General features: G+C 70.2%; 22 protein-coding genes and 2 pseudogenes. 10 read left to right on the plus strand and 14 right to left on the minus strand.

The window, feature by feature from the left end; all coding sequences use genetic code 11:
- Window positions 1-5: 5 nt before the first annotated feature.
- Entirely contained in the window at window positions 6-962 is a 957-nt protein-coding gene (gene cofD / locus Sfulv_RS11035; protein WP_173313524.1) for a 2-phospho-L-lactate transferase, read from the plus strand.
- Window positions 959-2308: a coenzyme F420-0:L-glutamate ligase gene (locus tag Sfulv_RS11040; protein WP_173313525.1), complete on the plus strand. Its 1350-nt coding sequence runs from the start codon at window positions 959-961 to the stop codon at window positions 2306-2308. The genes cofD and Sfulv_RS11040 overlap by 4 nt, the downstream gene beginning before the upstream one ends.
- Window positions 2309-2386: 78 nt before the next feature.
- Here the strand turns inward: Sfulv_RS11040 and Sfulv_RS11045 are convergent, their stop codons facing one another.
- The 3 genes and pseudogenes from Sfulv_RS11045 to Sfulv_RS11055 all read right to left on the minus strand — a co-directional run bounded on the left by Sfulv_RS11045 (window position 2387) and on the right by Sfulv_RS11055 (window position 5992).
- Window positions 2387-3409 carry a DNA-3-methyladenine glycosylase family protein gene (locus tag Sfulv_RS11045; RefSeq protein WP_173313526.1) on the minus strand — a complete coding sequence of 341 codons (1023 nt, stop codon included), beginning with the start codon at window positions 3407-3409 and terminating at the stop codon, window positions 2387-2389.
- Window positions 3410-3483: 74 nt separating this feature from the next.
- Window positions 3484-4574, minus strand: a pseudogene (manB, locus tag Sfulv_RS11050) (mannose-1-phosphate guanylyltransferase).
- Window positions 4575-4651: 77 nt separating this feature from the next.
- On the minus strand, window positions 4652-5992 hold the full coding sequence (locus tag Sfulv_RS11055) for a peptidoglycan recognition protein family protein (RefSeq protein WP_173313527.1): 1341 nt from the start codon (window positions 5990-5992) through the stop codon (window positions 4652-4654).
- Window positions 5993-6130: 138 nt separating this feature from the next.
- On the opposite strand from Sfulv_RS11055, the gene Sfulv_RS11060 reads away from it, so the two are divergent.
- From Sfulv_RS11060 to Sfulv_RS11075, 4 genes are all read left to right on the plus strand, one after another.
- Entirely contained in the window at window positions 6131-6883 is a 753-nt protein-coding gene (locus Sfulv_RS11060; RefSeq protein ID WP_173313528.1) for a TIGR03089 family protein, read from the plus strand.
- A 175-nt stretch (window positions 6884-7058) separates the two neighbouring features.
- Window positions 7059-8564, plus strand: a complete 1506-nt coding sequence (locus Sfulv_RS11065) for an LCP family protein (RefSeq protein WP_173313529.1) — start codon at window positions 7059-7061, stop codon at window positions 8562-8564.
- A gap of 223 nt (window positions 8565-8787) precedes the next feature.
- A complete protein-coding gene (locus tag Sfulv_RS11070) occupies window positions 8788-10536 on the plus strand; it encodes an LCP family protein (RefSeq protein ID WP_173313530.1) in 1749 nt (582 codons plus the stop codon).
- Window positions 10537-10581: 45 nt separating this feature from the next.
- On the plus strand, window positions 10582-12315 hold the full coding sequence (locus Sfulv_RS11075; RefSeq protein WP_173313531.1) for an LCP family protein: 1734 nt from the start codon (window positions 10582-10584) through the stop codon (window positions 12313-12315).
- Between the two features lie 81 nt (window positions 12316-12396).
- Here Sfulv_RS11075 and Sfulv_RS11080 read toward each other — a convergent pair whose 3' ends face one another.
- A complete protein-coding gene (locus tag Sfulv_RS11080; protein WP_173313532.1) occupies window positions 12397-13416 on the minus strand; it encodes a glycosyltransferase family 2 protein in 1020 nt (339 codons plus the stop codon).
- Window positions 13417-13539: 123 nt separating this feature from the next.
- Between Sfulv_RS11080 and Sfulv_RS11085 the strand changes: the two genes are divergently transcribed.
- Window positions 13540-15090 carry an LCP family protein gene (locus Sfulv_RS11085; RefSeq protein WP_443098537.1) on the plus strand — a complete coding sequence of 517 codons (1551 nt, stop codon included), beginning with the start codon at window positions 13540-13542 and terminating at the stop codon, window positions 15088-15090.
- A gap of 15 nt (window positions 15091-15105) precedes the next feature.
- On the opposite strand, the gene Sfulv_RS11090 is transcribed toward Sfulv_RS11085, so the two are convergent.
- The gene (locus Sfulv_RS11090; protein ID WP_173313533.1) at window positions 15106-15654 is read right to left on the minus strand and encodes an acyl-CoA thioesterase; all 549 of its coding nucleotides are present in this window, start codon (window positions 15652-15654) and stop codon (window positions 15106-15108) included.
- Window positions 15655-15772: 118 nt separating this feature from the next.
- Here Sfulv_RS11090 and Sfulv_RS11095 point away from each other — a divergent pair, with 118 nt between their 5' ends.
- Window positions 15773-17053: an LCP family protein gene (locus Sfulv_RS11095; protein ID WP_173313534.1), complete on the plus strand. Its 1281-nt coding sequence runs from the start codon at window positions 15773-15775 to the stop codon at window positions 17051-17053.
- Window positions 17054-17126: 73 nt separating this feature from the next.
- Here Sfulv_RS11095 and Sfulv_RS11100 read toward each other — a convergent pair whose 3' ends face one another.
- The 8 genes from Sfulv_RS11100 to Sfulv_RS11135 all read right to left on the minus strand — a co-directional run bounded on the left by Sfulv_RS11100 (window position 17127) and on the right by Sfulv_RS11135 (window position 23045).
- The gene (locus tag Sfulv_RS11100; RefSeq protein ID WP_173313535.1) at window positions 17127-17603 is read right to left on the minus strand and encodes a hypothetical protein; all 477 of its coding nucleotides are present in this window, start codon (window positions 17601-17603) and stop codon (window positions 17127-17129) included.
- Between the two features lie 214 nt (window positions 17604-17817).
- Window positions 17818-18363 (minus strand): hypothetical protein, encoded by a 546-nt coding sequence (locus tag Sfulv_RS11105; RefSeq protein ID WP_173313536.1) that lies wholly within the window; start codon window positions 18361-18363, stop codon window positions 17818-17820.
- 35 nt (window positions 18364-18398) lie between these two features.
- Window positions 18399-18731, minus strand: coding sequence for a DUF7224 domain-containing protein (locus Sfulv_RS11110; protein ID WP_173313537.1), 333 nt, complete (start codon window positions 18729-18731; stop codon window positions 18399-18401).
- Window positions 18707-19567 (minus strand): hypothetical protein, encoded by an 861-nt coding sequence (locus Sfulv_RS11115; protein ID WP_173313538.1) that lies wholly within the window; start codon window positions 19565-19567, stop codon window positions 18707-18709. Before Sfulv_RS11115 ends, Sfulv_RS11110 begins: the two co-directional genes overlap by 25 nt.
- Window positions 19568-19629: 62 nt before the next feature.
- Window positions 19630-20379, minus strand: coding sequence for an ABC transporter ATP-binding protein (locus tag Sfulv_RS11120; RefSeq protein WP_173313539.1), 750 nt, complete (start codon window positions 20377-20379; stop codon window positions 19630-19632).
- 73 nt (window positions 20380-20452) lie between these two features.
- Entirely contained in the window at window positions 20453-20977 is a 525-nt protein-coding gene (locus Sfulv_RS11125; protein WP_173313540.1) for a hypothetical protein, read from the minus strand.
- Window positions 20978-21960: 983 nt separating this feature from the next.
- The gene (locus Sfulv_RS11130; protein ID WP_173313541.1) at window positions 21961-22170 is read right to left on the minus strand and encodes a DUF397 domain-containing protein; all 210 of its coding nucleotides are present in this window, start codon (window positions 22168-22170) and stop codon (window positions 21961-21963) included.
- Window positions 22167-23045 (minus strand): helix-turn-helix domain-containing protein, encoded by an 879-nt coding sequence (locus Sfulv_RS11135; protein ID WP_173313542.1) that lies wholly within the window; start codon window positions 23043-23045, stop codon window positions 22167-22169. Before Sfulv_RS11135 ends, Sfulv_RS11130 begins: the two co-directional genes overlap by 4 nt.
- Before the next feature lie 164 nt (window positions 23046-23209).
- Here Sfulv_RS11135 and Sfulv_RS11140 point away from each other — a divergent pair, with 164 nt between their 5' ends.
- The gene (locus tag Sfulv_RS11140) at window positions 23210-23647 is read left to right on the plus strand and encodes an ATP-binding protein (RefSeq protein WP_173313543.1); all 438 of its coding nucleotides are present in this window, start codon (window positions 23210-23212) and stop codon (window positions 23645-23647) included.
- Window positions 23648-23938: 291 nt separating this feature from the next.
- A complete protein-coding gene (locus Sfulv_RS11145; RefSeq protein ID WP_246353538.1) occupies window positions 23939-24868 on the plus strand; it encodes a helix-turn-helix domain-containing protein in 930 nt (309 codons plus the stop codon).
- Window positions 24869-24870: 2 nt separating this feature from the next.
- Here the strand turns inward: Sfulv_RS11145 and Sfulv_RS11150 are convergent.
- Window positions 24871-25304: pseudogene (locus Sfulv_RS11150) on the minus strand (transposase); the annotation flags it as partial.
- Window positions 25305-25416: the final 112 nt, after the last annotated feature.

Raw genomic sequence — 25416 nt, forward strand, 5'->3', positions numbered from 1 at the left:
TGCGCATGCGCATTGTGGTTCTGGCCGGCGGCATCGGTGGTGCTCGTTTTCTGCGTGGCCTCAAGCAGGCCGCGCCCGACGCGGACATCACGGTGATCGGCAACACCGGCGACGACATCCATCTGTTCGGGCTGAAGGTCTGCCCCGACCTGGACACCGTGATGTACACCCTGGGCGGTGGCATCAACGAGCAGCAGGGCTGGGGGCGTACCGACGAGAGTTTCCACGTCAAGGAGGAACTCGCGGCGTACGGCGTGGGGCCGGAGTGGTTCGGTCTCGGCGACCGTGACTTCGCGACCCATATCGTCCGTACGCAGATGCTCGGCGCGGGCTATCCGCTGAGCGCGGTCACCGAGGCGCTCTGCGCGCGCTGGAAGCCCGGGGTCCGGCTGCTGCCGATGACCGACGACCGGGTCGAGACGCATGTGGCGGTGGATGTCGACGGCGAGAGCCGGGCCATCCACTTCCAGGAGTACTGGGTGAAGCTGCGCGCCTCCGTCGAGGCGCGGGCGATCGTGCCGGTCGGCGCGGAGCAGGCCAAGCCCGCCCCGGGGGTGCTGGAGGCGATCGCGGAAGCCGACGTCATCCTCTTCCCGCCGTCGAACCCGGTGGTCTCGGTCGGGACGATCCTGGCCGTGCCCGGCATCCGGGAGGCGATCGCCGAGGCCGGGGTGCCGGTCGTCGGCCTCTCCCCCATCGTCGGTGACGCACCGGTGCGGGGCATGGCCGACAAGGTGCTGGCCGCGGTGGGCGTCGAGACGACCGCCTCGGCGGTGGCGCGCCACTACGGCTCCGGGCTGCTCGACGGGTGGCTCGTCGACACGGTGGACGCCGCTGCGGTCGACGAGGTGGAGGCGGCGGGCATCCGGTGCCGTGCCGTACCGCTGATGATGACGGATGTGGACGCGGCGGCCGGGATGGCGGAGCGGGCGCTGGCGCTCGCCGAGGAGGTACGGGCATGAGCGGCGTTCCCGCCGGGCCGCCCTCGTACCGGGTGTGGGCACTGCCGGGCATCCCGGAGGTGCGGGCCGGTGACGACCTCGCGAAGCTGATCGCGAGCACCGAGCCGGGGCTGGTGGACGGGGACGTCCTGCTGGTCACCTCCAAGATCGTCTCCAAGGCGGAGGGCCGGATCGTGCGGGCCGCCGACCGGGAGGCGGCGATCGACGCGGAGACGGTGCGGGTGGTCGCGCGGCGCGGGACCCTGCGGATCGTGGAGAACCGGCAGGGCCTGGTCATGGCCGCCGCCGGCGTCGACGCGTCGAACACGGCCGCCGGGACCGTCCTGCTGCTGCCCGAGGACCCGGACGCCTCCGCCCGGACGCTCCGGGAAGGGCTGCGGGACGTGCTCGGGGTCTCGGTCGGGGTGATCGTCACGGACACCTTCGGGCGCCCCTGGCGCAACGGTCTGACGGATGTCGCGATCGGGGCGGCGGGCGTCCGGGTGCTGGACGACCTGCGCGGCGGCAGCGACGCGTTCGGCAATCCGCTGAGCGCGACGGTCGTGGCCACCGCGGACGAGCTGGCCTCGGCCGGTGACCTGGTGAAGGGCAAGGCGGCGGGACTGCCGGTCGCGGTGGTGCGCGGGCTGCCGGACGTGGTGGCCGACGACGAGGACGGTGCGGGTGCCGCCCGGCCTGGCGGTGACGGGGCCGGGGCCCGGGCGCTCGTGCGGGATCCGGCCGACGACATGTTCCGGCTCGGCACGTCCGAGGCGGTGCGGGAAGCGGTGACCCTGCGGCGCACGGTGCGGGAGTTCACCGACGAACCGGTGGACCCGGGGGCGGTCCGGCGCGCGGTGGCCGCGGCGGTGACGGCTCCGGCGCCCCATCACACGACTCCGTGGCGCTTCGTCCTGCTGGAGTCGGCGGGCTCGCGGACCCGGCTGCTGGACGCCATGCGTGATGCCTGGGTCGCCGATCTGCGGCGCGACGGCAAGAGCGAGGAGTCGATCGAGCGGCGGGTACGGCGGGGCGATGTGCTGCGCCGGGCGCCGTACCTGGCGGTGCCGTGCCTCGTGATGGACGGCTCGCACACGTACGGGGACGCGCGTCGGGACGCGGCGGAGCGCGAGATGTTCGTGGTCGCGGCGGGGGCGGGCGTCCAGAACTTCCTCGTGGCACTGGCGGGCGAGCGGCTCGGCTCGGCGTGGGTGTCCTCGACGATGTTCTGCCGCGACGTGGTGCGCGAGGTGCTGGACCTGCCGGCCTCGTGGGACCCCCTGGGGGCGGTGGCCGTGGGTCATGCGGCGGCGGCGCCCGCGGAGCGGGGCGGGCGGGCTGTGGAGGACTTCGTCGCGCTGCGGTGAGTTTCCCGGGGCGGCCCGCACCGGGCCGCCCCGTCCTCGGTCGCCGGTCCGGCGTGAGGTGGGCTGCCGCCCGCCCGGTCAGAGGCGGGCGATGTCGCCCGGGGTCATGCGGGGGGCCCGGCGGGGCGGGGTGCGGCCCGAGAGCAGGATCAGCCGCGTCGCCCGGTGGCGTTGGCCCGCGTACGGGGCGAGGAGGTCCAGCATCTCCTCGTCGTCGGCGTTCCTGTTGCCCGCCAGGGCGTGGCCGACGATGCCCGGGAGGTGGTAGTCGCCGACCGAGACCGCGTCGGCGGCTCCGTTGGAGCGCTGGAGCGTCTCGGCCGAGGTCCACGGGCCGATGCCGGGGACGAGTTCCAGACGGGCGGCGGCCTCGGGCAGGGCCATCGCCGCCGCCTCCTCCAGCCGGCGTGCGACCCGGACCGCGCGCAGGACGGTCGCCGAGCGCTTGGCGTCGACCCCCACGCGGTGCCACTCCCAGGACGGGATCAGTGCCCAGCTCCGGGCGTCGGGCATCACGTACAGCTGGAGCGCGGTGAAGGCGGGACCGCCGGGGCCGGGCGCCGGGGTGCCGTGGGTGCGGACCAGGAGGCGCCAGGCGCGGTACGCCTCGTCGGTGGTGACCTTCTGTTCCAGGATCGACGGGATCAGGGATTCCAGCACCAGGCCGGTACGCAGCAGGCGCAGGCCGGGGCGGTGGTGCCGGGCCAGGGCGAGCAGGCGGTGGCGCGGACGGAAGGCGTCGGGGTCGTCGCCCTCCCCCAGCAGCTCCGGGAGCTGGTCCAGGAGCCACCGGGCGCCGGGGCCCCACGCGGACGCCTCGACGCGGCCCCCGCGTGCGGTGAGCCGGAGTGTGCCGGGACCGGCCGGGGTGCGGGTGGCCCGCCAGAACGACCCGTCGGGGAGCGCCCGGAACGTGGGGTCGGCGGGACCGCGGCGCAGCGGGCCGAGCACGAGCCGCAGGTCCAGGGGCCCCGGCGGGGTCCACTCCCGGGTCACGGCCTCGGCCACGCGTGCTGACCCCGCAGGGGCGCCCACGGGCGACGGCACCGCCTGGTGCGGAAGCGCCGCTCGGTGGGTGCGGGGTACGAAACGTCCTGCCACGGGGTGAGGTCCTCGAAGGTCGGGGGGTGCCTGTCGAGGGTACGGCCGACGGGCGGGGCTCGGGGCCCGGCCGGTCACTGGTCGGAGGAGAAGCGGACCGAGGCGTCCGGGAGGGTCGCGCCGCACCAGACGCGGACCCCGTCGCGCAGCTCGTTGTCGGCGCCGACGTGGGCCCCGTCGCCGATGACCGCGCCCGCCAGCACCGTACGGCTGCCGATGCGGGCGCCCTCGCCGACCAGGGAGTCGGTGATCACCGCGTGCGGTTCCACGACTGCGCCGGCCAGCACCGTGGACCCGTTGATCCTGGCGCCTTCGCCGATCACCGCGCGTTCGCCGATGACCGTACCGCCGGTGAGTTTGGCGTCCGGCGCGACGGACGCGGTGGGCAGGACGAGGCGGTCGCCGCAGCGGCCCGGGACCGCGGGGAGGGCGCGCGCCCCAGGACGAGGTCGGCGGAGCCGCGTACGAACGCCTGGGGGGTCCCCAGGTCCAGCCAGTACGTGGAGTCGACCATGCCCTGGAGGTGGGCGCCCGAGGCGAGGAGTCCGGGGAAGGTCTCGCGTTCCACGGAGACGGGGCGGTCGGCCGGGATGGTGTCGATCACCGAGCGGCGGAAGATGTACGCCCCCGCGTTGATCTGGTCGGTGACTATCTCCTCCGGCGTCTGCGGCTTCTCCAGGAAGGCGGTGACCCTGCCGGTGCCGTCCGTCGGCACGAGTCCGAAGGCGCGCGGGTCCTCGACCCGGGTGAGGTGCAGGGAGACGTCCGCCCCGGAGGTGGCGTGCGAGGTGACGAGCGCGCGGATGTCGAGGCCGGTGAGGATGTCACCGTTGAAGATGAGGACCGGTTCGTCCGGCCCCGAGGTCAGCCGGGACGCCACGTTGCGGATGGCGCCCCCGGTGCCGAGCGGTTCACGCTCGGTGACGTACTCGATGGAAAGGCCGAGTGAGGAACCGTCGCCGAAGTGCGGTTCGAACACCTCCGCCAGGTACGACGTGGCGAGCACGATGTGCTCCACACCCGCCGCCCTGGCGCGCGCCAGCTGATGGGTCAGGAAGGGGACTCCCGCCGCGGGCACCATCGGCTTCGGAGTATGCACCGTGAGCGGACGCAGCCGGGTGCCCTTGCCGCCGACCAGGAGGATCGCTTCTTTTGCCTCTGTCACAGCACTGTCTTCGCTTCCTGCTGGGCCGGGCCTCGTTTCGGCTGGCCAGTGTATGCAGACCGGGGGATCGACCCCGGTCAGCGGCCCTGCAGGCGGGCCGAGCCGGCCCGGGCGGTGCCGAGCTTCTTGTAGAGACGTCGTCCGGGGCATTCGGTTGAGAAACCGTCCCGATGTCCCGAGATGACGTTGAGGCGGACCTTGGCTCCCTTCCTGAACCGGTTGCCTCCGCCCGACACGAGCGTGGTCCTGCCCTTGGGGTTGGCCCCGAACAGACCCAGCTTCCAGGCGGTGAGTTTGGAGACGGCCTTCACGGAGGCCGCGGGCGGGTTCGACGAGCTGAACGTGCCGATGACCGCGATGCCCATGCTGTTGCTGTTGAAGCCGAGCGTGTGCGCTCCCAGGACGGGCTTGGACACACCTCCCGCGCGGCCCTCGTAGATGTTTCCGCACTTGTCGATGGCGAAGTTGTACCCGATGTCGCGCCAGCCGCTGCTCTTGACGTGGTACCGGTAGATGCCGCGGAGCACTGAGGGCGACTGCGAGCAGCGGTAGTTGTTGCCGGTGGCGGTGTGGTGCACGAAGGCGGCCTTGACCCGCTTGGTGTAGACGAACCTCCGTTCGCGGAGCCTCTCGTCGGCGCCCCACCCCTTGCGCGTGACGATGCGCGGGCGGGGGCCCACGTACGGCCTGGCGCCCGCCGCGGCGGCGGACTCGGCGGTGCGCGGTGCGACTGCCGCGGGTTCGATGGCGCGGGCGGTGCGCGCGGCTCCCGCCGCGGGCGGCTGCGGCTCGTCCTCGCCCGGGTCGACGAGTTCCAGGCGCAGTCCATCGGGAAGCGCGTCGTGCGGGGTGGCAGTGCGGTGGTGCGGGTCGGGGGCGCCGGGCGCTACGCGGACCTCGATGCCGTCCGAGTCGCCGACCCAGAGCGGGGCCGTCGACCCTCGTACGGTGCCGGATTCACGCTCGGCCGTTCCCGGGTCGGCGGCGTGTTCCGCGTTGTGCGTCTCCACGTCCTGCCAGTCGGACCAGCGGGTGGAGCCGGTGGCGCGGGTACGGATCTGGACCGTGCCGTGCAGTTCGGCGTCCGGGTCGTCCCAGACCACGCCGACGAGGGAGAACGGGCGTACGTCCCGCTGCCGCAGTCCTTGTACGGCGGACGCGGAACCGGTGGGTGAGCCGGTGGCCCGGGTGGCCGCGGGGGTGAGCGGTGACAGGGGCAGGGACTGGGTCGAGCCCGCCGGTTCGGCGGACGCGGTGGCGGCGGCGGCGGATTCGGGGTGGGGGTCCGGTGCGGGGACGGGGGCGGCCTGGGCCGTGGACGTCCGGATCGCGGGGGCGGCGGTCGAGGGCACGGCGAGCGGGAGGGTGAGGGCCGCCGCGCAGCTGACGCCGATGGAGGTTGCAAGAAGAGCACGCATACACATGATCCTTGGCATACACCGACAATTCCGGCTACCGGGATATCCACGCGCTTCTGATGACCCGTCTGCCGAACCGGTGTACCCGGGCGCCCCGCCACCCCTCTCCGGCCGCCCCGGCCGCGTACCCTTGCGCGGATGAACTCCAGCGACCGCACCCCCGCCGACCTGCTGCGATCCGCGCTCGCCGCGGACCCGGCCCGTCCCCTGATCACTTTCTACGACGACGCCACCGGAGAGCGCGTCGAACTGTCGGTGGCCACCTTCGCCAATTGGGTGGCGAAGACCGCCAATCTGCTCCAGGGCGACCTGGCGGCGGAACCGGGTGACCGGGTCGCCCTGCTGCTTCCCGCGCACTGGCAGTCCGCCGTGTGGCTGCTGGCGTGTTCGTCCGTCGGCGTGGTCGCCGACGTGCAGGGCGACCCCGCTTCGGCCGACCTCGTGGTCACCGGTCCGGACACCCTGGACCGTGCGCGGGCCTGCCGCGGCGAGCGGGTCGCGCTGGCCCTGCGGCCGATGGGCGGCCGTTTCCCGCAGGTGCCCGAGGGTTTCGCGGACTACGCGGTGGAGGTACCGGGCCAGGGCGACCGCTTCGCGCCGTTCGCACCCGTGGACCCGGACGCGCTCGCCCTGGTCGTGGGCGAGGTGGAGCTGTCGGGGGCACAACTGGTCGGCCGGGCCCGCCAGGACGCCGCCGGTCTGGGACTGGATTCCGGAGCGCGGTTGCTGTCGGGACGCACGTACGGCACCTGGGACGGGCTCGCCGCCGGGCTCTTCGCGCCGCTGGCCGCCGGGGCGTCCGTGGTGCTCTGCCGTCACCTCGGGCAGCTGGACGAGGCGGGCCTCGCCCAGCGCGTCGAGAGCGAGCGGGTCACCAACACCACGGTATGACAAGCACCCTGAGGGTCACCTGTACGGACCAGGCCGGGCCGAGCCCTCAGGGCTGAGCGTCAACGGCGGTACATGATCGGCGGTACGGACCAGTATCCCGAGATGCACAACCAAGCGTGAGGTTCAGCCGTCTACTCCTGCGACCGGCGGCCCATCGCGCCGCCGACCGTGAAGGATGGACGCAGACGTGACGGACAGTGCTGGCACGCCGGCCGACCCGGATCAGCCGGGGCACCAGGCCGAGGACGAGCCGCCGGTGAGGGCGCGGGACGGGTCCGGGGCCACCACCCCGCAGGACGGACCGCCCGCGCCCGGGTCCGGGAACGGGAACGGGAGCGGTCCCGAAGCGGAACCGGAACCGGCATCGGAACCCGAGCCGGAACCGAAGCCGGAAGCGGAGGGCCAGGCGCTGAGCGGGGCCGCCCCCGCTGCGGACCCGGGGAGCGGGCCCGCAGCGGCGGGTGGCGAGGGACAGGGCTGGGCCGGGCGGCCCGAGGCCGGGCCTCCCGGGGGGTTCAGGCGCCACTGGCTGCGGTGGACGGCCCTCGCGGCCTCGTTCGTCGTACTGGCCGCCGCCGGGGGCGGCTGGTGGCTGTACAAGAAGCTCGACGGGAACATCAGGACCGACACGGGCGTGGCCGCCGAACTCAAGGCGTACGACAGGGAACGGCCCACACCGATCGCGGTGGACGCCCAGAACATCCTGCTCATCGGCTCCGACTCCCGGTCGGGGGACAACAGCAGGTACGGTCGCGACGACGGCGGCAGCCAGCGCTCGGACACCACCATCCTGCTGCACCTCGCCGCGGACCGGCGCAGTGCGACCGCCGTGTCCATCCCGCGCGACCTGATGGCGGAGATCCCCACCTGCCACACGGCCGACAAGAAGACCACCGAGGAGCGGTTCGCCCAGTTCAACTGGGCCTTCGAGGTCGGCGGCACCGCCTGCACCATCCGTACCGTCGAGCGGATGACCGGCGTCCGGGTCGACCACCACATGGTCGTCGACTTCAACGGCTTCAAGGACATGGTCGACGCCGTGGACGGTGTCGAGGTCTGCCTCCAGGAGCCGGTCAAGGACGCGGACGCGCAGCTGGAACTCCCGGCGGGGCGGCAGAAACTCGATGGCGAGGCGGCACTCGGATACGTACGCGCCCGTAAATCCATCGGGAACGGCAGCGATACCGAACGAATGGACCGCCAGCAGAAGTTCCTGGGCGCTCTGGTCAACAAGATGCAGAGCAATGGAGTCCTTCTCAACCCCACGCGCCTCTATCCCGTCCTGGACGCGGCGACGAAGTCGCTGACCACCGACCCGGGGCTCGACTCGCTGCGTGACCTGTACGACCTGGTGCGCGGAATGCGGAACGTGCCGACCGACAAGGTGCAGTTCCTGACCGTGCCCCGGCAGCCGTACCGGGCGAATCCGAACAGGGACGAGCTCGTCGAGCCGGACGCGGGCCGCCTGTTCAAGCAGTTGCGCGAGGACGCGCCCGTCGCGGTGGTGCCGGCCGACGAGATCGAGTCGTCCGCTTCCGCGACCCCGGAGGCGACGCCGGACACCGATGCCGGAGAGAGCGCGTCATCCGATGGAAAGCCGGACGATTCGGGCTCCGCGACTCCCAGCCCCGCACCGACCTTTTCCGGCTCCAATGCCGCGGAAGACCTGTGTAAGCAGTAAAGCGATTCTCGAACCGCCGACGACATTCGGCGAGGAATGGGAAGTATGCCCGGTTGTAAGGGCCGTGCGATGTGTCACGACCGTCGCTCCACGGCTTAATGGCCGGATAGTGTGACGCGATCCGGTGCTTGCGGCCATCAGGCCGTGCACTGCTTCAGCGAAAGACCGAGCGCCTTTCCGGGGGAGGCGCCTCGCGTAGCACCGACGGAGGACCCAGAGAACCGTGGATGCGCAAAGCCGTGGGCGGACGGACGGAACCGACCCCGCAGACCAGTGGGTACTGAACCCGGACACCGGTGACTACGAACTGCGACTGGACCACTCCGGACCGCGTCCGGCGGACCCCGTCGACCTGGGTCATGGGAGCGGCTCCCCCACCGCTGACCCGCTGGACGGGTCCGACCGGTCATCCCGGGCCCAGCGGCAGGTCCCCCGCCAGCGCAGCAGGCGCCAGGCCGGGCGGAACGGCGCCCCCGAGACGGCGGGCGCCCCCGTAGGCCGTCGCAAGCGCAAGCCCGCGAAGTCCCGCAAGAACAAGGCGCTGCTCTGGACGGGCGGGGTGACGGCCTTCGTCATCGTCGCGGGCTCCACCGTCGCTTACGCCCTCTACCAGAAGTTCAACGGCAACCTCGCCACCATCGACGTGGGTGACGCGGGCAGCAGCAGCGTCACCGCCGACGGTCCGCTCGACATCCTGGTCATCGGGACGGACAAGCGGACGGGTAAGGGCAACGAGGGCTACGGAGACAAGGGCAGTACCGGCCACGCCGACACCAACATCCTCTTCCACGTCTCCGAGGACCGCACCAACGCGACGGCGATGAGCATCCCCCGCGACCTGATGACGGACATCCCGGACTGCGAGACGACCCAGCCGGACGGTTCCAGGGAAGTCATACCCGGCACGCGGAACGCCCGCTTCAACGTGAGCCTCGGCCAGAACGGCCGCGATCCCGGCTGCACCATGCGCACGGTCAAGGAGATCACCGGCATATCCGTGGACCACTTCATGATGGTGGACTTCAACGCCGTCAAGGAGCTCTCCACCGCTGTCGGAGGCGTCAAGGTCTGCCTGGCCAAGCCGGTGAAGGACCCCGACTCCCATCTGGACCTGCCGGCCGGAGTCTCCACGGTCCAGGGTGAGCAGGCCCTCGCCTTCGTCCGCACCCGCCACAGCTTCGGCAACCAGAGCGACCTCGACCGGATCAAGATCCAGCAGCAGTTCCTCGGCTCGATGATCCGGCAGATGAAGTCGGACGACACCCTCACCAGCGCCTCGAAGCTCTACAAGCTCGCGGACACGGCCACCAAGGCCCTGACCGTCGACTCCGGCATCGGATCGGTCAAGAAGCTGACGGACCTCGCCAAGGTGCTCGGCAAGGTCGACACCAAGAACATCACCTTCGTCACCATGCCCGTCATCGACAACCCGGCCGAGCCGAAGCCGCTGACCGTGGTCGTGGCCCCCGCCAAGGGTGAGCAGCTGTTCGCGATGTTGCGCGACGACATCTCGCTGACCGAGGTGAAGAAGAAGGAGAAGCAGCAGCAGAAGGCCGCCCGGAGCAAGCAGGCGGCGCTGCTGGAGGGACCGCGGGCCGAGGCGGCCGACATACGCGTGGACGTCTTCAACGGCGGCGGGGCCGCGGGCGCCGCGGGCGCCACCGTCACCTGGCTCCAGAACGAACAGGGCGTACCGAAGTCCACCAACAAGGCGAACGCCCCGGCGAAGACCGACAGGACGACGCTGGAGTACGCGCCGAACCAGGCGGACCAGGCCCGCAAGCTCGCCGAGCTGATGGGGCTGCCCGCCACGGCGATGAAGCAGGGCACCACCGACGCCGAGGGGCTCCAGGCGATGGTGCTCACCCTGGGGGCCGACTTCAAGGGTGCGGGTGTACCCGTCACCGGTCCGGCGAAGGCGCCGGACGACATCCAGCGGGCCAGCGCCGACAAGGCGGAGTGCGCCAAGTGACCTCGCGTCAGCGCGCCATACGGAGAGTCTGAGCAGGGGGGCCTGGTGGGACGGAGCGGTACGCCTGGGGAGGGGACGCGGTCCCGCGTCCGGCACGGTCGTCAGCCGGTCAGGGACGACGGTCACCGTCGTGAGGCCGGCGGCGCCCGGGGCGGGGGCCGCCGACGCGGTGGCCCGGGCGACGGCAGGCCGCCCGGGCCGCCGGAGAGCGGGCGCCGGCGCGGCGTACCGGCCCGCGGCTCCGGGCGGTCGCCCAGGCGCGGGAAGCGCCGCATACTGCGCTGGGTCGCCTCCGTACTCTCCCTGCTCATACTGGCCACCGCGGGCGTCGGTTACTTCTACTACGAGCACCTCAACAGCCAGCTCCGCAAGGGCGAGCGGAGCGCGGGCAACAGCGCGGCGCGCAAGACCGAGCCGAACGCGGCGGGCCAGACCCCGCTGAACATCCTGATGATCGGCTCGGACAGCCGTAACTCCGCGGCCAACCTCGAACTGGGCGGCTCGAAGAAGTCCGTGGGCGCCAAGCCGCTCGCCGACGTGCAGATGCTTCTCCACGTGTCCGCCGACCGCAAGAACGCCTCGGTGATCAGCATCCCCCGGGACACCCGCGTCGACATCCCCGCCTGCGTGGACCCGGAGAGCGGCGAGGAGGCACCCGCCACCAACACCCTCATCAACGAGACGCTGGGCAGGGGCGGCCCCGGCTGCACGCTCGACACCTGGGAGAAGCTGACCGGCGTCTACATCGACCACTGGATGATGGTCGACTTCGCCGGGGTGGTCTCCATGGCCGACGCGATCGGCGGGGCCACGGTCTGTGTGAAGCACGACGTCTACGACGTCCCCAAGCCCCGGGTGCCCGGCGGTTCGGGTCTGCGGCTGAAGGCGGGCAAGAACAGGATCCAGGGCGAGCAGGCCCTCCAGTGGCTCCGCACCCGCCACGCCTTCGAGAGCGACTTCGGGCGGTCCAAGGCCCAGCACATGTACATGAACGCGGTGATCCGCGAGCTGAAGAGCCAGAACGCGTTCACGGACACGGGCCGGCTGATGAACCTGGCCGAGACGGCCACCGAGTCGATCCAGGTGTCCGAGGAGATCGGTACGGTCAAGAAGCTGTACGACCTCGCGATGCAGCTCAAGAACGTACCGCTGGACCGCCTCAACATGCTCACCATGCCGCGCGTCCCCGACCCGATGGACGGCAACCGGGTGCTGCCGAAGCCAGGCGCGGCGGAGAAGCTCTGGTCGCTGCTGCGCGACGACCGGCCGCTCGACGCCAAAGGCCGGGACGCGGAGGTCCAGAAGCGCAAGAAGGAGCAGGCCCGGCTGGAGGCGGCGAACGCTCCGGAGCCGACGGCCGCCGGCTCACTCGACGTGACCGTCGTCAACGGCACCGGAGCGGACGGCGCCGCGGCGACCGAGGGCCGCGCGTCCACGATCGCGGGGCTGCTCCAGCGGGACGGCTTCACGAAGGCGACGGCGGCCGGGGAGGCCGCCCCGGCGCTCACCACCCAGGTGACCTATCCGAGGTCGGCGGGCGTCCAGGGCAAGGTGGACGCCCTCTCCCTGACCAAGGCGCTGGGGCTGCCGGACTCCGCCGTGAAGGTGTCGTCCGAGGCAGACACCCTGACGCTGACCGTCGGTTCGGACTGGCGGACGGGCGACGTGTATCCCAAGGCGCTGGACGACGGCAAGAACCCGCTGGAGGGCACCGAGGCGGAGAACGCGGCGGACGAGAGCGCCTGCATGGACGTCTACTGGCCCTACCGCACGCCGTGACGCGGTGAGGTCGTGAGGTCGTGGGAGGGGGCCACCCGGTGATCCGGATGGCCCCCTCCGCGTACGACTGCGCCTGCCGCGTCAGACCGGCTGGCCGACCGCCGGGCGGCGGGAGGCGATGACCCTCTTCGCCAGCGAGCGCGGGCTCGTCAGGAAGCCGTACCCCCACGACATGTGCATGGTGGCCAGGGCCACCGGGATCTGGGCGCGCGCCTTGAGCGGCAGCCCTCTGCCCGCGGGCAGCGACCCGGCGACGATCGCGGCGACGTAGCCGGCGGGCACCACGAAGGCCCACGGGGTGACGGCCGCACCGGCCACGACGCCCGCCGCGATCGCGCAGACGGCGGCAGGCGGGGCCAGATAGCGCAGGTTGATCGAGCCGGCGTGGTAGCGGGCGACGACGTGGCGCCAGCGGCCGTAGTCCTTGTACTGCTTCGCCAGTGCCCGCACCGAGGGGCGGGGGCGGTAGCGGACCTTCAGCTCCGGGGAGAACCAGATCAGGCCGCCGGCCTCGCGGATACGGAAGTTCAGCTCCCAGTCCTGGGCGCGGATGAACTCCACGTTGTAGCCGCCCGCCTTCTCCAGGGCCTCACGGCGGAAAACCCCGAGATAGACGGTCTCGGCCGGTCCCGCCTGACCGCCCGTGTGGAAGGCCGCGTTGCCGACACCGATCCTCGACGTCATCGCGGCGGCGACGGCGTCCTCCCAGGCGTTCTCGCCCTCGGCGTGCATGATGCCGCCGACGTTCTGCGCGCCCGTCTCCTCCAGGAGGCGGACGGCGGTCGCGATGTAGTTCGGCGAGAGCATTCCGTGGCCGTCGACCCGCACCACGACGGGGTGCCGGGACGCCTTGATGGCGGCGTTGAGCGCGGCGGGGGTGCGGCCGGTGGGGTTGGGGACGGTGTGGACGCGGGCGTCCTCCCGTACGAGCTCGGCGGCGATCTCGTCCGTGCGGTCCGTCGAGGGGCCGAGCGCGATCACCACCTCCATCTCACCGGCGTACTCCTGCTCCAGGATGTGCCGGACCGAGTTCCGGAGGTGACGCTCCTCGTTGAGCACCGGCATGATCACGGAGACGGCGGGGTACTGCGCGGCAGACATGTGGTCCTCAGGGAGTCCTCGGGGGCGAGCGCCGGGGGGCATCGCCCCGCGGGTCGGCGCTTTCGGCCGCCACGTTACCGCGAACGGGGGACCCGGCCGCGCGCCGCCGGGTCGCAGACCGGAATGCAGATCGTATGGGCCTACCGTGCGAACGGTCCCCCTCGCACCGCGGAGGTGTCCCCCGTGCCCACGCCTCACCGCCCGCCCCGTCCGCCGCACCCCCGTACCGCTCCCCCGCAGCGCGGGGCCGGGAGGCAGCAGACGGTGCCACGCTCCCGTACCCAGGACGAGCGGCCCCGGTGGGGCATGCGCGTGGCCACGGGCGTCTCGGTGCTGGTGCTCGGCGCCGGTGGCATCGGTCACGCGGTGGTGAGCAGCCTGGAGACCCGCATCGACCGCGTCGACGCGTTCAAGGACATGAAGAACCGGCCCCGGGGAGGCCACGGTCTGAACCTGCTGCTCGTCGGTACGGACGGCCGGGAGAGGATCACCACAGCCGAGAAGGAGAAGTACCGGCTGGGCGGCGTCCCCTGCCACTGCACCGACACGATCATGCTGGTCCACCTGTCGGCGGACAGGGGCCGGGCCAGCGTGGTGAGCCTGCCGCGCGACAGTTACGCCGAGATGCCCCCGCATACGGACGCGACGAGCGGCAAGCGCCACGAGAGCCACCCGGTGAAGCTGAACGCCGCCTACGCGGAGGGCGGGCCGAACCTCACCGTGCGGACCGTCGAGCACATGACCGGTGTGAAGATCGACCACTACCTGGAGGCCGACTTCACCAGCTTCATGAAGACGGTCGACACGGTGGGCGGGGTGAAGATCTGCACGGCCCGGCCGATGAAGGACGCGTACACGGGTCTCGACCTCGCGGCCGGTACGCACGAGCTGGACGGCGGCGAGGCGCTCCAGTACGTCCGCTCGCGGCACATCGACGGGGCCGCCGACCTGGGGCGGATGCACCGCCAGCAGAAGTTCATGGCGGCGCTCATCAAGCAGACCACCAGCAGCGGCGTGCTGATGAACCCCGTCAAGTTCCAGCAGGTCGTCTCGTCGATGCTGGGCTCCGTACGGGCCGACAACGGGTTCGGTACGAAGCAGATGCTCGCGCTCGGCAAGGCGATGCGCGGCTTCACCCCCGCCTCGTCCGAATTCACCTCCGTGCCGGTCGAGGACCCCTCGTTCGCGGTCAGGGGCATCGGCTCGACGGTGAAGTGGGACGCGGAGAAGTCGCGGAAGCTGTTCAGGGCGCTGCGCGAGGACAAGCCGCTCGCACCCGCGCGGCCCGGGCGGCAGCCGAAGCCGACGCTCGTCGAGGTGGCGCCGCAGGAGGTCCGGGTGCAGGTCTACAACGGCACGCCGAAGGACGGACTCGGCACGGACCTCGACGCGGCACTGCGCGGTACGGGCTTCGACACCACGCGTGCCCCGCTCAACGGTGAGCTGCGCGATCTCAAGCGGACCCTGCTGACGTACGACCCCCGCTGGGACCGCTCGGCGCAGTCCCTGGCCGCCGCGTTGCCGGGCAGCGAGCTGAAGGCCGTACCGGGCCAGGGCGCGACGATGAGGGTGACCGCGGGGGCGGACTACCGCTCGGTGCGGCCGGTGAGGGCGGAGGCCCCGCAGCAGGGCGGTCTCGAGGCGGTGACGGGCGACGAGGTGGTCTGCCCGTGACCGGCGCGAGGAGCCTCAGTCGTCGATGCCGTCGGCCACCCGCTTCTCGCGCAGCTCCTTGATCGCGCGCCGCCTGGCCAGCCGGTGCGTACGGCGGATCTGGGCCTCCTGGTAGCGCCGCTTGTCCTGCTCCGTCTCCGGGATCACCGGCGGTACGGTGCGCGGCTTGCCGTCCGCGTCGACGGCGGCGAACACGAGGTAGGCGCTGCCGACCTGCTGGGCGGGGGTGGACTCGTTCCAGCGCTCGGCCATGACCCGGACGCCGACCTCCATCGAGGAGCGGCCGGTCCAGTTCACCTGGGCGCGGACGTGGACGAGGTCACCGACCCTGACCGGCTCCAGGAAGACCATCTCGTCCATCGACGCCGTGACGGCGGGCCCGCCGGAGTGCCGGCCGGCCACGGCGCCCGCCGCGTCGTCGACCAGTTTCATGATCACGCCACCGTGCACGGTACCGAGGAGGTTGGTGTCGTTGCCGGTCATGATGTGGCTGAGAGTCGTCCGTGAGGCCGCGGTCGGCCTGCCCGGGATCTCGCCCTCCGGGCGCGGGGCCTGATCTGTCATGCCCTCCACCTTATGCGTGGGGTTGCGTACCGCAGAATGCATCAGCTTCGCAACAGCCCTGGACCGATTTCGCCCACCCCCTGTGAAGGCCGTGTGCCCGGCCTGCACACTGGTCCACATGAATGATTGGCCCGAAGGACGGACCGGCGACCGCTACGGCCGGGGAAGCGCAAGCCCCCAGCCGGAGGGCGCCCGCGCCATGCCTCACATCCAGCGGCGCCGCCCGGCGCCGCCGCAGGCGCCCCAGGTCCCGCCGCAGGGCCAGGGCTACGACGACCGTCACGCGAGCCCCGCCTATGACAGCGACTACAACACGGGCCAGGTCTACGGTGGCGGAAACGCCGGTGCCCGGGGTGGCGGGCGCGGCCGTGGTGACGGCCGCGACTACGGCGACGGCGGTTACGTCCAGGGCCCCTCGGCCCCCGACTGGCCCCGCCGCATCAAGCGCAGCGCGCTGACCCTGGTGGTCGTGGTGCTAGCCGTCTCGATCTCGACGTACTTCTGGGCCGACTCCAAGCTCAAGCGCGAGGTGGACCTCGCGAAGGTCATCGAGCGGCCGTCCGAGGGCGACGGGACGAACTACCTGATCGTCGGTTCCGACAGCCGTGAGGGCATGACGGCCGAGGACAGGAAGAAGCTCCACACCGGTTCCGCGGAGGGCAAGCGGACGGACTCGATGATGATCCTGCACGACGGCTCCAACGGGCCGACGCTGGTCTCCCTGCCGCGTGACTCGAACGTGGAGATCCCGTCGTTCGTCGGCTCCGAGTCCGGCAAGTCGTTCAAGGGCACCGGTCGTACGGTGAAGCTGAACGCCGCGTACGCGGAGGACGGCCCCGAACTGCTGGTGCGGACCGTCGAGTTCAACACCGGCCTGCGCATCGACCACTACGTGGAGATCGGCTTCGGCGGCTTCGCCCAGATCGTGGACGCGATCGGCGGGGTGGAGATGGACATCCCCAAGGCGTTCAAGGACAAGAAGTCGGGCGCCGACTTCCAGGCCGGCAAGCAGACGCTCAACGGTGAGCAGTCCCTCGCCTTCGTCCGCACCCGGTACGCGTTCGCGGGCAGCGACCTCGACCGTACGAAGAACCAGCAGAAGTTCCTCGCGGCGCTGGCCGGTCAGACGGCGACTCCGTCGACGATCCTCAACCCGTTCAGGCTCTACCCGACGATGGGCGCGGGTCTGGACACCCTGATCGTCGACAAGGACATGTCGCTCTGGTCCCTGAGCCAGATGTTCTTCGCGATGAAGGGCGTCACGGGCGGCGACGGCACGTCGATGAACATCCCCATCTCTGGCAGCGTCGGCGGCAACCTGGTCTGGGACAAGGAGAAGGTCAAGCAGCTGGTGCGGGAGCTCAACAACGACGAGAAGGTCACGGTCACGGGCGACTGACGGTGTGCGGTCGCGGAGGGGCCGGGACGGTGCCGGTCCACCGTCCGGGCCCCTCCGCGTACCGGTCGTACGGTCAGCTGACGCCTCCGGCGGGCGCCGGCGGCTCGACCTCGCCCAGATCCTCGTGCAGTGCCGCGAGAACCCGCCCCGTGGGTTCACCCTGCGGTGACAGCTCGGCCAGGCGCCACCGGGGCAGGTGGACCTCGACCTCGGGCGGAAGATCGCCGTCCGCCGGATCGGCCAGTCCGTGGAGCAGTCCGAACGCGGTCTCCCGGGCGATCTCGCGGGCCAGCTCCCCCAGCTCACCGGGTGTCAGCCCGAGCTTTGACGCCCGCTGGACGACCGCACTCGCCGGTCCATGCGCGCGGTACGCCTCGACCCAGTGGGGCGCCGCCGAACTCCATGCGTCGATGTCCTGCCAGACCATGCGCAGGAACCGGTAGCGGGCCAGCTGGGGAAGGTTCTCCTCGGCCTCGGATTCGGCCCATCCCCGCGCGTCCTCGGCACCCAGCGCCTCGAACAGGGCGGTGAGCCTGTCGATGTCCGTCATGGACAGGGAAGGTACGCCACGACCGGTCGGTGCCGCCCGGGCCGCCGCGCTCACGCGTCTGGCGGCCTGGTACTCCAGCGCGGCTTCGGTGCATGTCCTGGGGCGGTCCCGCAGGACGAAGGACGCCCCGCGCGAAAGCGGTGTCGATCTCCCCGGCAGCAGACACCCGACTGCCTTGCACCACCATGAACGTCATCCCGAAATGGTCAGTGGGTCATGTGAACGAGCGCATTGGTGAAAGGCGCTGGCCTGATGCCAGGAGCCCCCCAGTGAACAGAACGGCAGCTACAGTCCACGCGCTCAGGTCCCCGGATGGGTAGAGAGTGATGGCCCACCACTGGCCAGTAGGTTGCCCGGAAGGCTGGTAGACGCGGCCGAGGCTGGCGTTGGCCAGCAGGAGAAGCAGGCAGGCGGCGCCGGCTGCCGCCTCGTTACTCAGCCTCCGGACTGTCAGGGCCACGGCTAGAAGCACCATCAGGTTGCGCGGAATGTCCATGCCCACAATGAGGCCGAGTAGGTGGCACAGCGCTACAGCTGCCGTGACGGCAGCAAGGTCCCAGCGCTTCACACGCACGACTGCTGTGTTCTCCGGTGCGTTGAGGCGGCGGTCAAGGCAGTAGAGGATGGCCCCGATGACCAGGACGGGTGTGAAGTACTGGACGCGCATGCTGACCATGCCGCCCAGGAAACTGGGGACGGGCACTTCTGTCCCGCCGAGTACCCAGCAGACCAGCGTGAGCAGTGCGAGTGCTGCGGGCACGGTCCACCAGCGTCGTACGACGGAGAAGTAGAGCCTCACGTCTGACCTACCACGCAGTGCGTCTGGTCGAGGGCCGCCTTGGTGAACCAGTCAGCCTGCTGAGCAGCCGGAAGTTGCCGTATCCGCTGCACCAGCGTCCAGTCCTGGGGAGGGACGCTCGCCTGGACGTCTCTCTCGTCTATACCCACGACCAGCAGTGCCCATGTTTCGGCCAGATACGGCTGTCGGCAGCCCTGCACGCCGTGGAGTGCGGCCACGCCGGTGACGGCCGACCGTGCGAGGTCGATCTGATACTGCTCAGGGGAGTTTTCCGGCGACCAGTACAAGGGCCAGGTGCCGGGCTTCAGGCTGAGCTTGTCAGAGCCCATTTGCAGCTTTCGCGGGAGGGCACTCCGGCGGCTTGCAGTGCCTCCAGCGCGGGCACAGAATCACTGCGCAGCTCGGCGGCGTTCTTCTCGTACTCCTCGGGCAGGCAGAGTGCGGGGGACTTGCCCACGCACACGGTGTGGCCGACACGTGCATCGGTCAGCGGGCTGTATCCCCAGTCCGACACAGAACTGCGGCCGGTGACGAGCGTGGTTACGAGCACTGCCACGCTCACCGCACCCAGCCACGGCCTGCCACGGGCCCCCGTCAGCAGGACAACAGCCGCAGCGAGACCTGCTGTGACCAGCCATGGAACGAGGTAGACGAGCGGGTCAAGAGTGTCGGTCAGAGTAGATCCTTCGGTGGCGAAACCAGTCAGGTGACGCCATGTCGGGGCGCTCATCGACCGCGGAATGGCCAGCCATGCCCACCCGCCGACTGCCGCAATCAGTGCCGCTACGGCGCGGGGACACAGCAGTCCAAGCACCCAGCCAATGACCATCCAGCCGCACGGGAGCACCAGCAGGTGCGCGACTGCGAGCAGGCCGGCGCCACTTGGCCAGACGCCGACTGTGAGCCTGGCCATGATGAGGGCGCCGACAACGAGGAGAAGATGGAGGACGAAGACAGGCCGAGCTGCCCAGAACCACTGCCGCACCGCGCCCCGCGAGCTGACCTTCCGGATGTCTCCGATACTTCGTTGGCGGCCGGCTTCCCAAGCGGCGGCTCCAGCCACCGCCGGAGCGATCACCGTGATTCCCCACGAGGCGAGTTCACCCGACGAGGGACCGTAGTCGGGGACGCCCCAGAAATTGTCGCCCCCGACGAAGCTGCCCATGTAGAGGAGTGACGGCAGTAGTAGCCAGGGGATGGAGGAAGCGCGCAGGTTCCCGAGTGAGATCACAGTTCCACCGACCCCAGCAGAGCCGAGTATGCGCTCTCCAGACGCCGCCCTGGAACACTTTCCAAGTCGGCGTAACTCTCGAATTCCGCTACTCCGCCCTGAAATCTCGGACTGCCGTTCTCCAGGACTACAACCTCGTCGAATGCCTGGTGCAGATCGGCTATGTCGTGGGTGGAGACGATCACGTGCACGTTTCCGCGGAGTTCGACGAGCAGGTCATGGAACCGGCGGCGCTGGTTGGGGTCTAGGCCGACCGTGGGCTCGTCCAGCAGAAGGAGTTCCGCGTCGTGGACCAGTGCCTGGGCGATGGCCAACCGCTGCTGTTGTCCACCGGAAAGGGTCCCGACCTTGTCTTTGATCTTCGCCGTCAGCCCGACCCGCTCGATCGCGGCCGGAGCGGCACGCCATGCTTCGCGCTCACGCATCCCCTTGAGCCAGCCGACGTAAGCGACGTGTTCCTGGCATGTCATGCCCGGAAGGAACGAAGCACGCTGGGGCAGCCAGGAAACTTTGCGCCGGTAGTCGTGCAGAGTCCTGCTGTTCGTGGACCGCAGCTCACCGAAGCGGACCTTTCCCTCCTGGGGGCTGCTCGCGCTCGCTCCGAGCGCGAGTAGCGTGCTCTTGCCGGCCCCGTTCGGGCCTAGAAGCACGGTATTGCCTGGCGAGAAACTCAGATCGAGTCTGTCGATTACAGGGCGTGTCCTGCGGCTGTAGCGGAACGTGCAGGACTGGTAGTGCAACGGCATGAAGACAACCTCATCGACAGAACATTTTCCCCGTCTCACTCCACGCTCGTGGAGTGAGACGGGGACAGTGTGATCAGTAGGTAACAGTCAGCGATCGAACCGATACGCTGGCGCCGCCACCATCATTGACGACGAAGTAGTAGTCCCCGGCTCCATGGTCGGACCAATTGCCCGTCGATGTGGATGAGCTGCCCGTGAAGCACTGCGTGAACGCCGCCCGGACATAACCAGTGTCCGGAAGCGCGGTGACGGCCTTGTACAGGGTGACGTTCACGACGCTGTTGAAGCCCGTACATCCGGTGAACGTGATCTTGGTCCCCGTGGAGGAGCTCGGCGCGTACCACTGGCGGGACTCATACCCAGGCGCCACACCCGACAGGGAACTGCTCCAGCTGGCCGCCTGAGCCGGCGCGCTGAAGATTCCCACCACCGTGATCGCACTGAAGAGCACCACGGCTATCCGGCGGACCGACGTGCGCAGCGCACCGAGACGCGCATTGAAAGAAATCACAGTTACTTCGCTTTCGTTTCGCGAGTCGAAACCGAGCGTACGAGAGAGGAGGGCCCCCTTCTCCCCGGGAAGGACATGCCCCGCCACAGAACTGCTCCTGCCACATGCCAGACATGATGAAGCGTAGGGTGATCGCCGGAAACGATCAACGGCCGTTTCTGGTCACGGCCTGAACGCATGCCACTACTATCCGTTTTCCGCCGACCTACATCGCCAAGCGGAATGAGACCGCGCACACGCCACCGCAGCTTGCCGGGAAACGGATATGGAGCACGGAGTCTCGACACCCAGGCAGCAAGTCTCAGGGTGTCGGTGATACCACGCATGCCACGATTCTTGACATCTCCCGAATCGAAATTCGCCAGTCGTCGCAGCACATCCGGTTGCGTACCGCCCGAACTACCAGTGAATCCAGCGCTCCGCACTGACCCCAAGGCCGGTTGAGCCCGCACCTGGGTGTGCGACTGACCTACCCGCTGCACGCGTAAGCGGAATCCCAGAGCGCATGCCAAGGACCCCTTCCGGCCTTTCACCCCAGGAGTTTGGATACTTGGGCGTGTCCTACATGGCCAGCTTGAGGAACCGTTAGTAGCAGCGGAGAGCGGCTGCCCGTCCGAGGAAGGTTGGGTAGTTGCCTGGCGGTGGTCGAGTCGGCGGTAGCCGGTCAGCCGAGACAGGGTGTGCTCGATGACCCCCTGCGTCGGCCGAGCCGCTCGATGGAGTCGATGCCGTGGCGACGGGACTTCGTTTCCGTCGCATGGGATCCGTGTCCCATGTGGAGACGGGACAGCATCGGCTTCGGGGCCTGGCTGTCGTGAGTGTGGGCCGGGGGGAGCCCGACTCGTAGGGCAGTCTGTTCGCGTCGGCCAGGACGTGCGCGCTGGAACCCGGCCCGCCTCGGTCCATGGGGCTCGGACCTGCAAGGTCGTCCCTTTTTCAGCGCGGACGTGTGCGGAGTCCAGGACCGCCCGGGACAGGTCGATCAAGTCCCGCCATCCATGAGCTGACGCGAACGCAGAACCCGGACGACGAACCGTCCGGACCTCGGCGGGGCGGCGGGTGCCGGGACGTCAGTTGTCGGAGGCGTACGAGACGAAACCTGCCCATGCTCCTGGGCCGAAAGCGAGCCGGGGGCCCTGGACGTTCTTGGAGTCGCGGACGTGGACCGTGCCGGGGGCAGACGCGACCTCGACGCACTCGCTGCTATTGCTGCTGTCGCTGTAGCTGCTCTTGAACCACTCCAGCGTGGAAGCGTCTCCAGCAGCGGCCTTGCGAATCATGTTTCTCCCAGCACTTGTTCGATGAAGGCCAACGACTCTCGTGGTGTGAGAGCCTGGGCCCGGATCATCCCATAACGCAGCTCAAGGATTCGGAGCTGTTTCGGGTCGGAGACCGGGCGGCCCGCGAACGCCCCCTCGGAGCGCCCCACCGCCGTCCCGTCGCCGAACTTCAGCACCTGTGTCTCTCCTTGCATTCCGGCGTGATCCTCACGGGAGGTCGGCATGACTTGGATCGTTACGTTCCGCAACTGCCCCACCTCCAAGAGACGTTGGAGCTGTCGGCGTAGCACCATTCTGCCTCCGAGTGGGCGGCGCAGGGTCACCTCTTCCTGCACGAAACTCAGCGACGGGCCGGGCGACCGCTCGAAGATGGACCGCCTGTCCGCACGGCCTGCGACAGCTCGTTCGATCTCGTTCTGTTCATATGCGGGCTGCCTCATCCCGAAGAGGGCACGTGCGTAGTCGTCTGTCTGCAACAGCCCATGCAGGTTGTGGTCGCCGTACGCCAACAACTCGACGGCCTTGGCCTCCATCTTCGCCAGATCCCGCACCTTCTTCGGGTACCGGACCTCCGCTACGTCCTTCTTCATCGCGGCCAGCTTCCCGCCCGCTCCCAGGACCTCGTCCGCTCTGTCCAGGAACTCCGGGCGAGGGATGCGCCGGCCGCCCTCCACCTTGTAGACGAGGTCCTCGCCGTACCCGATCGCCGCCCCGAACTCGCCCGCCCGCAGGCCCGCCGCCTCGCGCCATGCCTTGATCTGGCGGCCCACCGCGGCGACCACCGCCACCCCCGACTCGTCATCCGGGTCGACATCCCAGCCGGGCTCGTCCGCCCCGCCGTCCCCGTGCTCCGTACCGGCTCCATCCGCGCTCATACGTGCCCCACTCTCCGAACCGCGTGCCGTTCGCTCTCAACCGCCTCTGTTTCCCGCACGTCACGCCGGACAGCCGGGACAGCGCCGGACAAGCCCGGGACAATCACCGTACGCAAGGGCTTCGTCACTGTTCACGGCAGGCGGACACCGCCACGCTGAGTGATGTGAATCAACGAATCGTCCGCCGCCAACAGCCCACCGGAACGCAGGCGTTCACCGTGCTGCTCTCTCCCACCCGCCGGGGCGCCAGGCTCGCCCGTCTGCTGACCGTGGCCCATCTCGACCTGTGGGGGCTGCCCTCGGAGGCGGCCGCGCACATCGTCGCCGAGCTGGCCACCAACGCCTCGGTCCACGGGCGCGTACCGGGGCGGGACTTCCGTCTGGGACTCACCGTCCGCGACGGCTCGTTGCTGCGCATCGAGGTCACCGACGCCAGGGGTGGCCACCTGCCACCCGGACCCGGTGCCACCGAGCCCCCCGCCGACGACTCGGAGGCCGGGCGCGGCCTGCTCATCGTCGATGCCCTCGCCGACCACTGGGGCGTCACCCCGGGACCCGTACCCCGAAAGACGGTTTGGGCCGAAATCTTCCTCGCGCGGTGACCGTTTCCACCGGATCGTGGACTCCCGCGACCCGGTGGACCGCGTCCCGGCGGCCCACGACATCAAAGACTTAAAGAACCGGGGAAATTACCCAACCAAACCCAACCCAACCCCTCCCACCTCCCCCGGTGGGCCCGTCACCCACACGGGTGAGGTTTGCCAACTCAGCTGGATTTCCGACTGGTTGGCTGGCATATGCTCACGCTCACCACACCCGACATACGTCGGCCCCCGGCCGGGACGGCAATCCCGATCGAGGGCCTGACCACCGAGGAAGAGAACGACTTCCCGATGGATACCCAGCAGATTACCGCGCTGACGCGCGCCATGGCGGAGGTTCCCGGACCTCCCAACCCGTCCGGCGTGATCCACGTCGTGGTCCCCCACACCCGGCTGTTCACGATCATCGGCAACCATCTCGCCCAGCACCGCGATCTCTCACTCGTCGCGCTCGGGCTGGCGGTGCACATCCAGTCGCTGCCCACCGGGGCAAAGGTCGGCATCAAGGTCCTCGCCGCACGCTTTCCGGACAGCGAGACCCGTATCGCCTCCGCCTTGCGGGAGCTGGAGAAGCACGGCTATCTGCGACGCACCCGCTGCCGTCTGGCGAGTGGCCGCATCGTCACTCGTACGGTGTCCTACAACCGGCCCGGCACCACCCCGCAGCAGGCACCGACCGCACCGGCGCCATCGGTGGCCGCGACCGCTCCTCCGCCGCCCGGGCCGCCCGCACCCGTCCCCGTACCGGAGCAGCCACGCCGGGCCCCGGCCCCGGCCCCCGTCCTCGTACCGGCTCCCACGGCACCCAAGCCCCCGCCCCCGCCGCTCCCGCAGCCCGTGACCCTCACCCCGGAGCTGCACACCGCCGCCACCGCCTTCCTCGCCGACCTTCGACGCCACGCGCCCCAACTGATGCTGTCCGCACACGACATCGGGCTACTGGCCCCCGCAGTAGCCACCTGGCTGGAACGTGACGCGCACCCCGACACACTCCGCCGCGCCCTGACGGCCGATCTGCCGCACCCGCTGAAACACCCGGCGAAACTCCTCAAGCACCGGCTCACCGCACTCCTGCCGCCCCCGCTCCCCGGCACGTCGGCCATCACCCCCGCGCGCCGCACCGTCCCCCTCCAGAACTGCGACGGCTGCGACCGGGCCTTTCGCTCCACCGAACCCGGGCACTGCCGCGACTGCCGGTACGACCTACAGGCAGCCGCCTGACCTGGGGTGGCGATGATCCGCACGTCCGGCCATGGTGCTTGCGTTTTCCGGACCGCCAGAGGTCTGTGCCGTTGGGGCCGGGCGGCGACGCGGTCGGTGCGGATGACGGTGCCGTCGAGGTTCAGATGCGTCAGCCCGGACGCTTTCGCGCGCTCCAGCGCGGTGGCGAGGTCCGGCCCCCGGCTGCCGGCACGGTCAGTTCCTCATGGAGACAGCGGTATGCGGTGGAGACCGACACCCGTATGTCGCAGCTGAGCTGGACCAGGCGGGCGCCGTCGAGGAACCAGCGCAGGACGAGTACCGCCTGACGGAAGCAGCCCCCGGCACGCCGCCCCGTGCGGGTCCCGGCCTCGATCCGATGGCCGCGCAGGAGGTCGGCCAGGTGCTCGGCGGTGGACCCCTTCACAACGAGCACGGCGGTGTCAGCATCACTGATCGATCCACCGCAGGGCAGGACCGTGGGCACGATGCTCGTACGCGCGCCGGCACGCTGACCGCGCACGACGGCGACGCTGACCAACGAATGAACGCCCCTGCCATTCGCGGCA

This window comes from Streptomyces fulvorobeus (genome assembly GCF_013167895.1).
GTDB classification, from domain to species: domain Bacteria; phylum Actinomycetota; class Actinomycetes; order Streptomycetales; family Streptomycetaceae; genus Streptomyces; species Streptomyces fulvorobeus.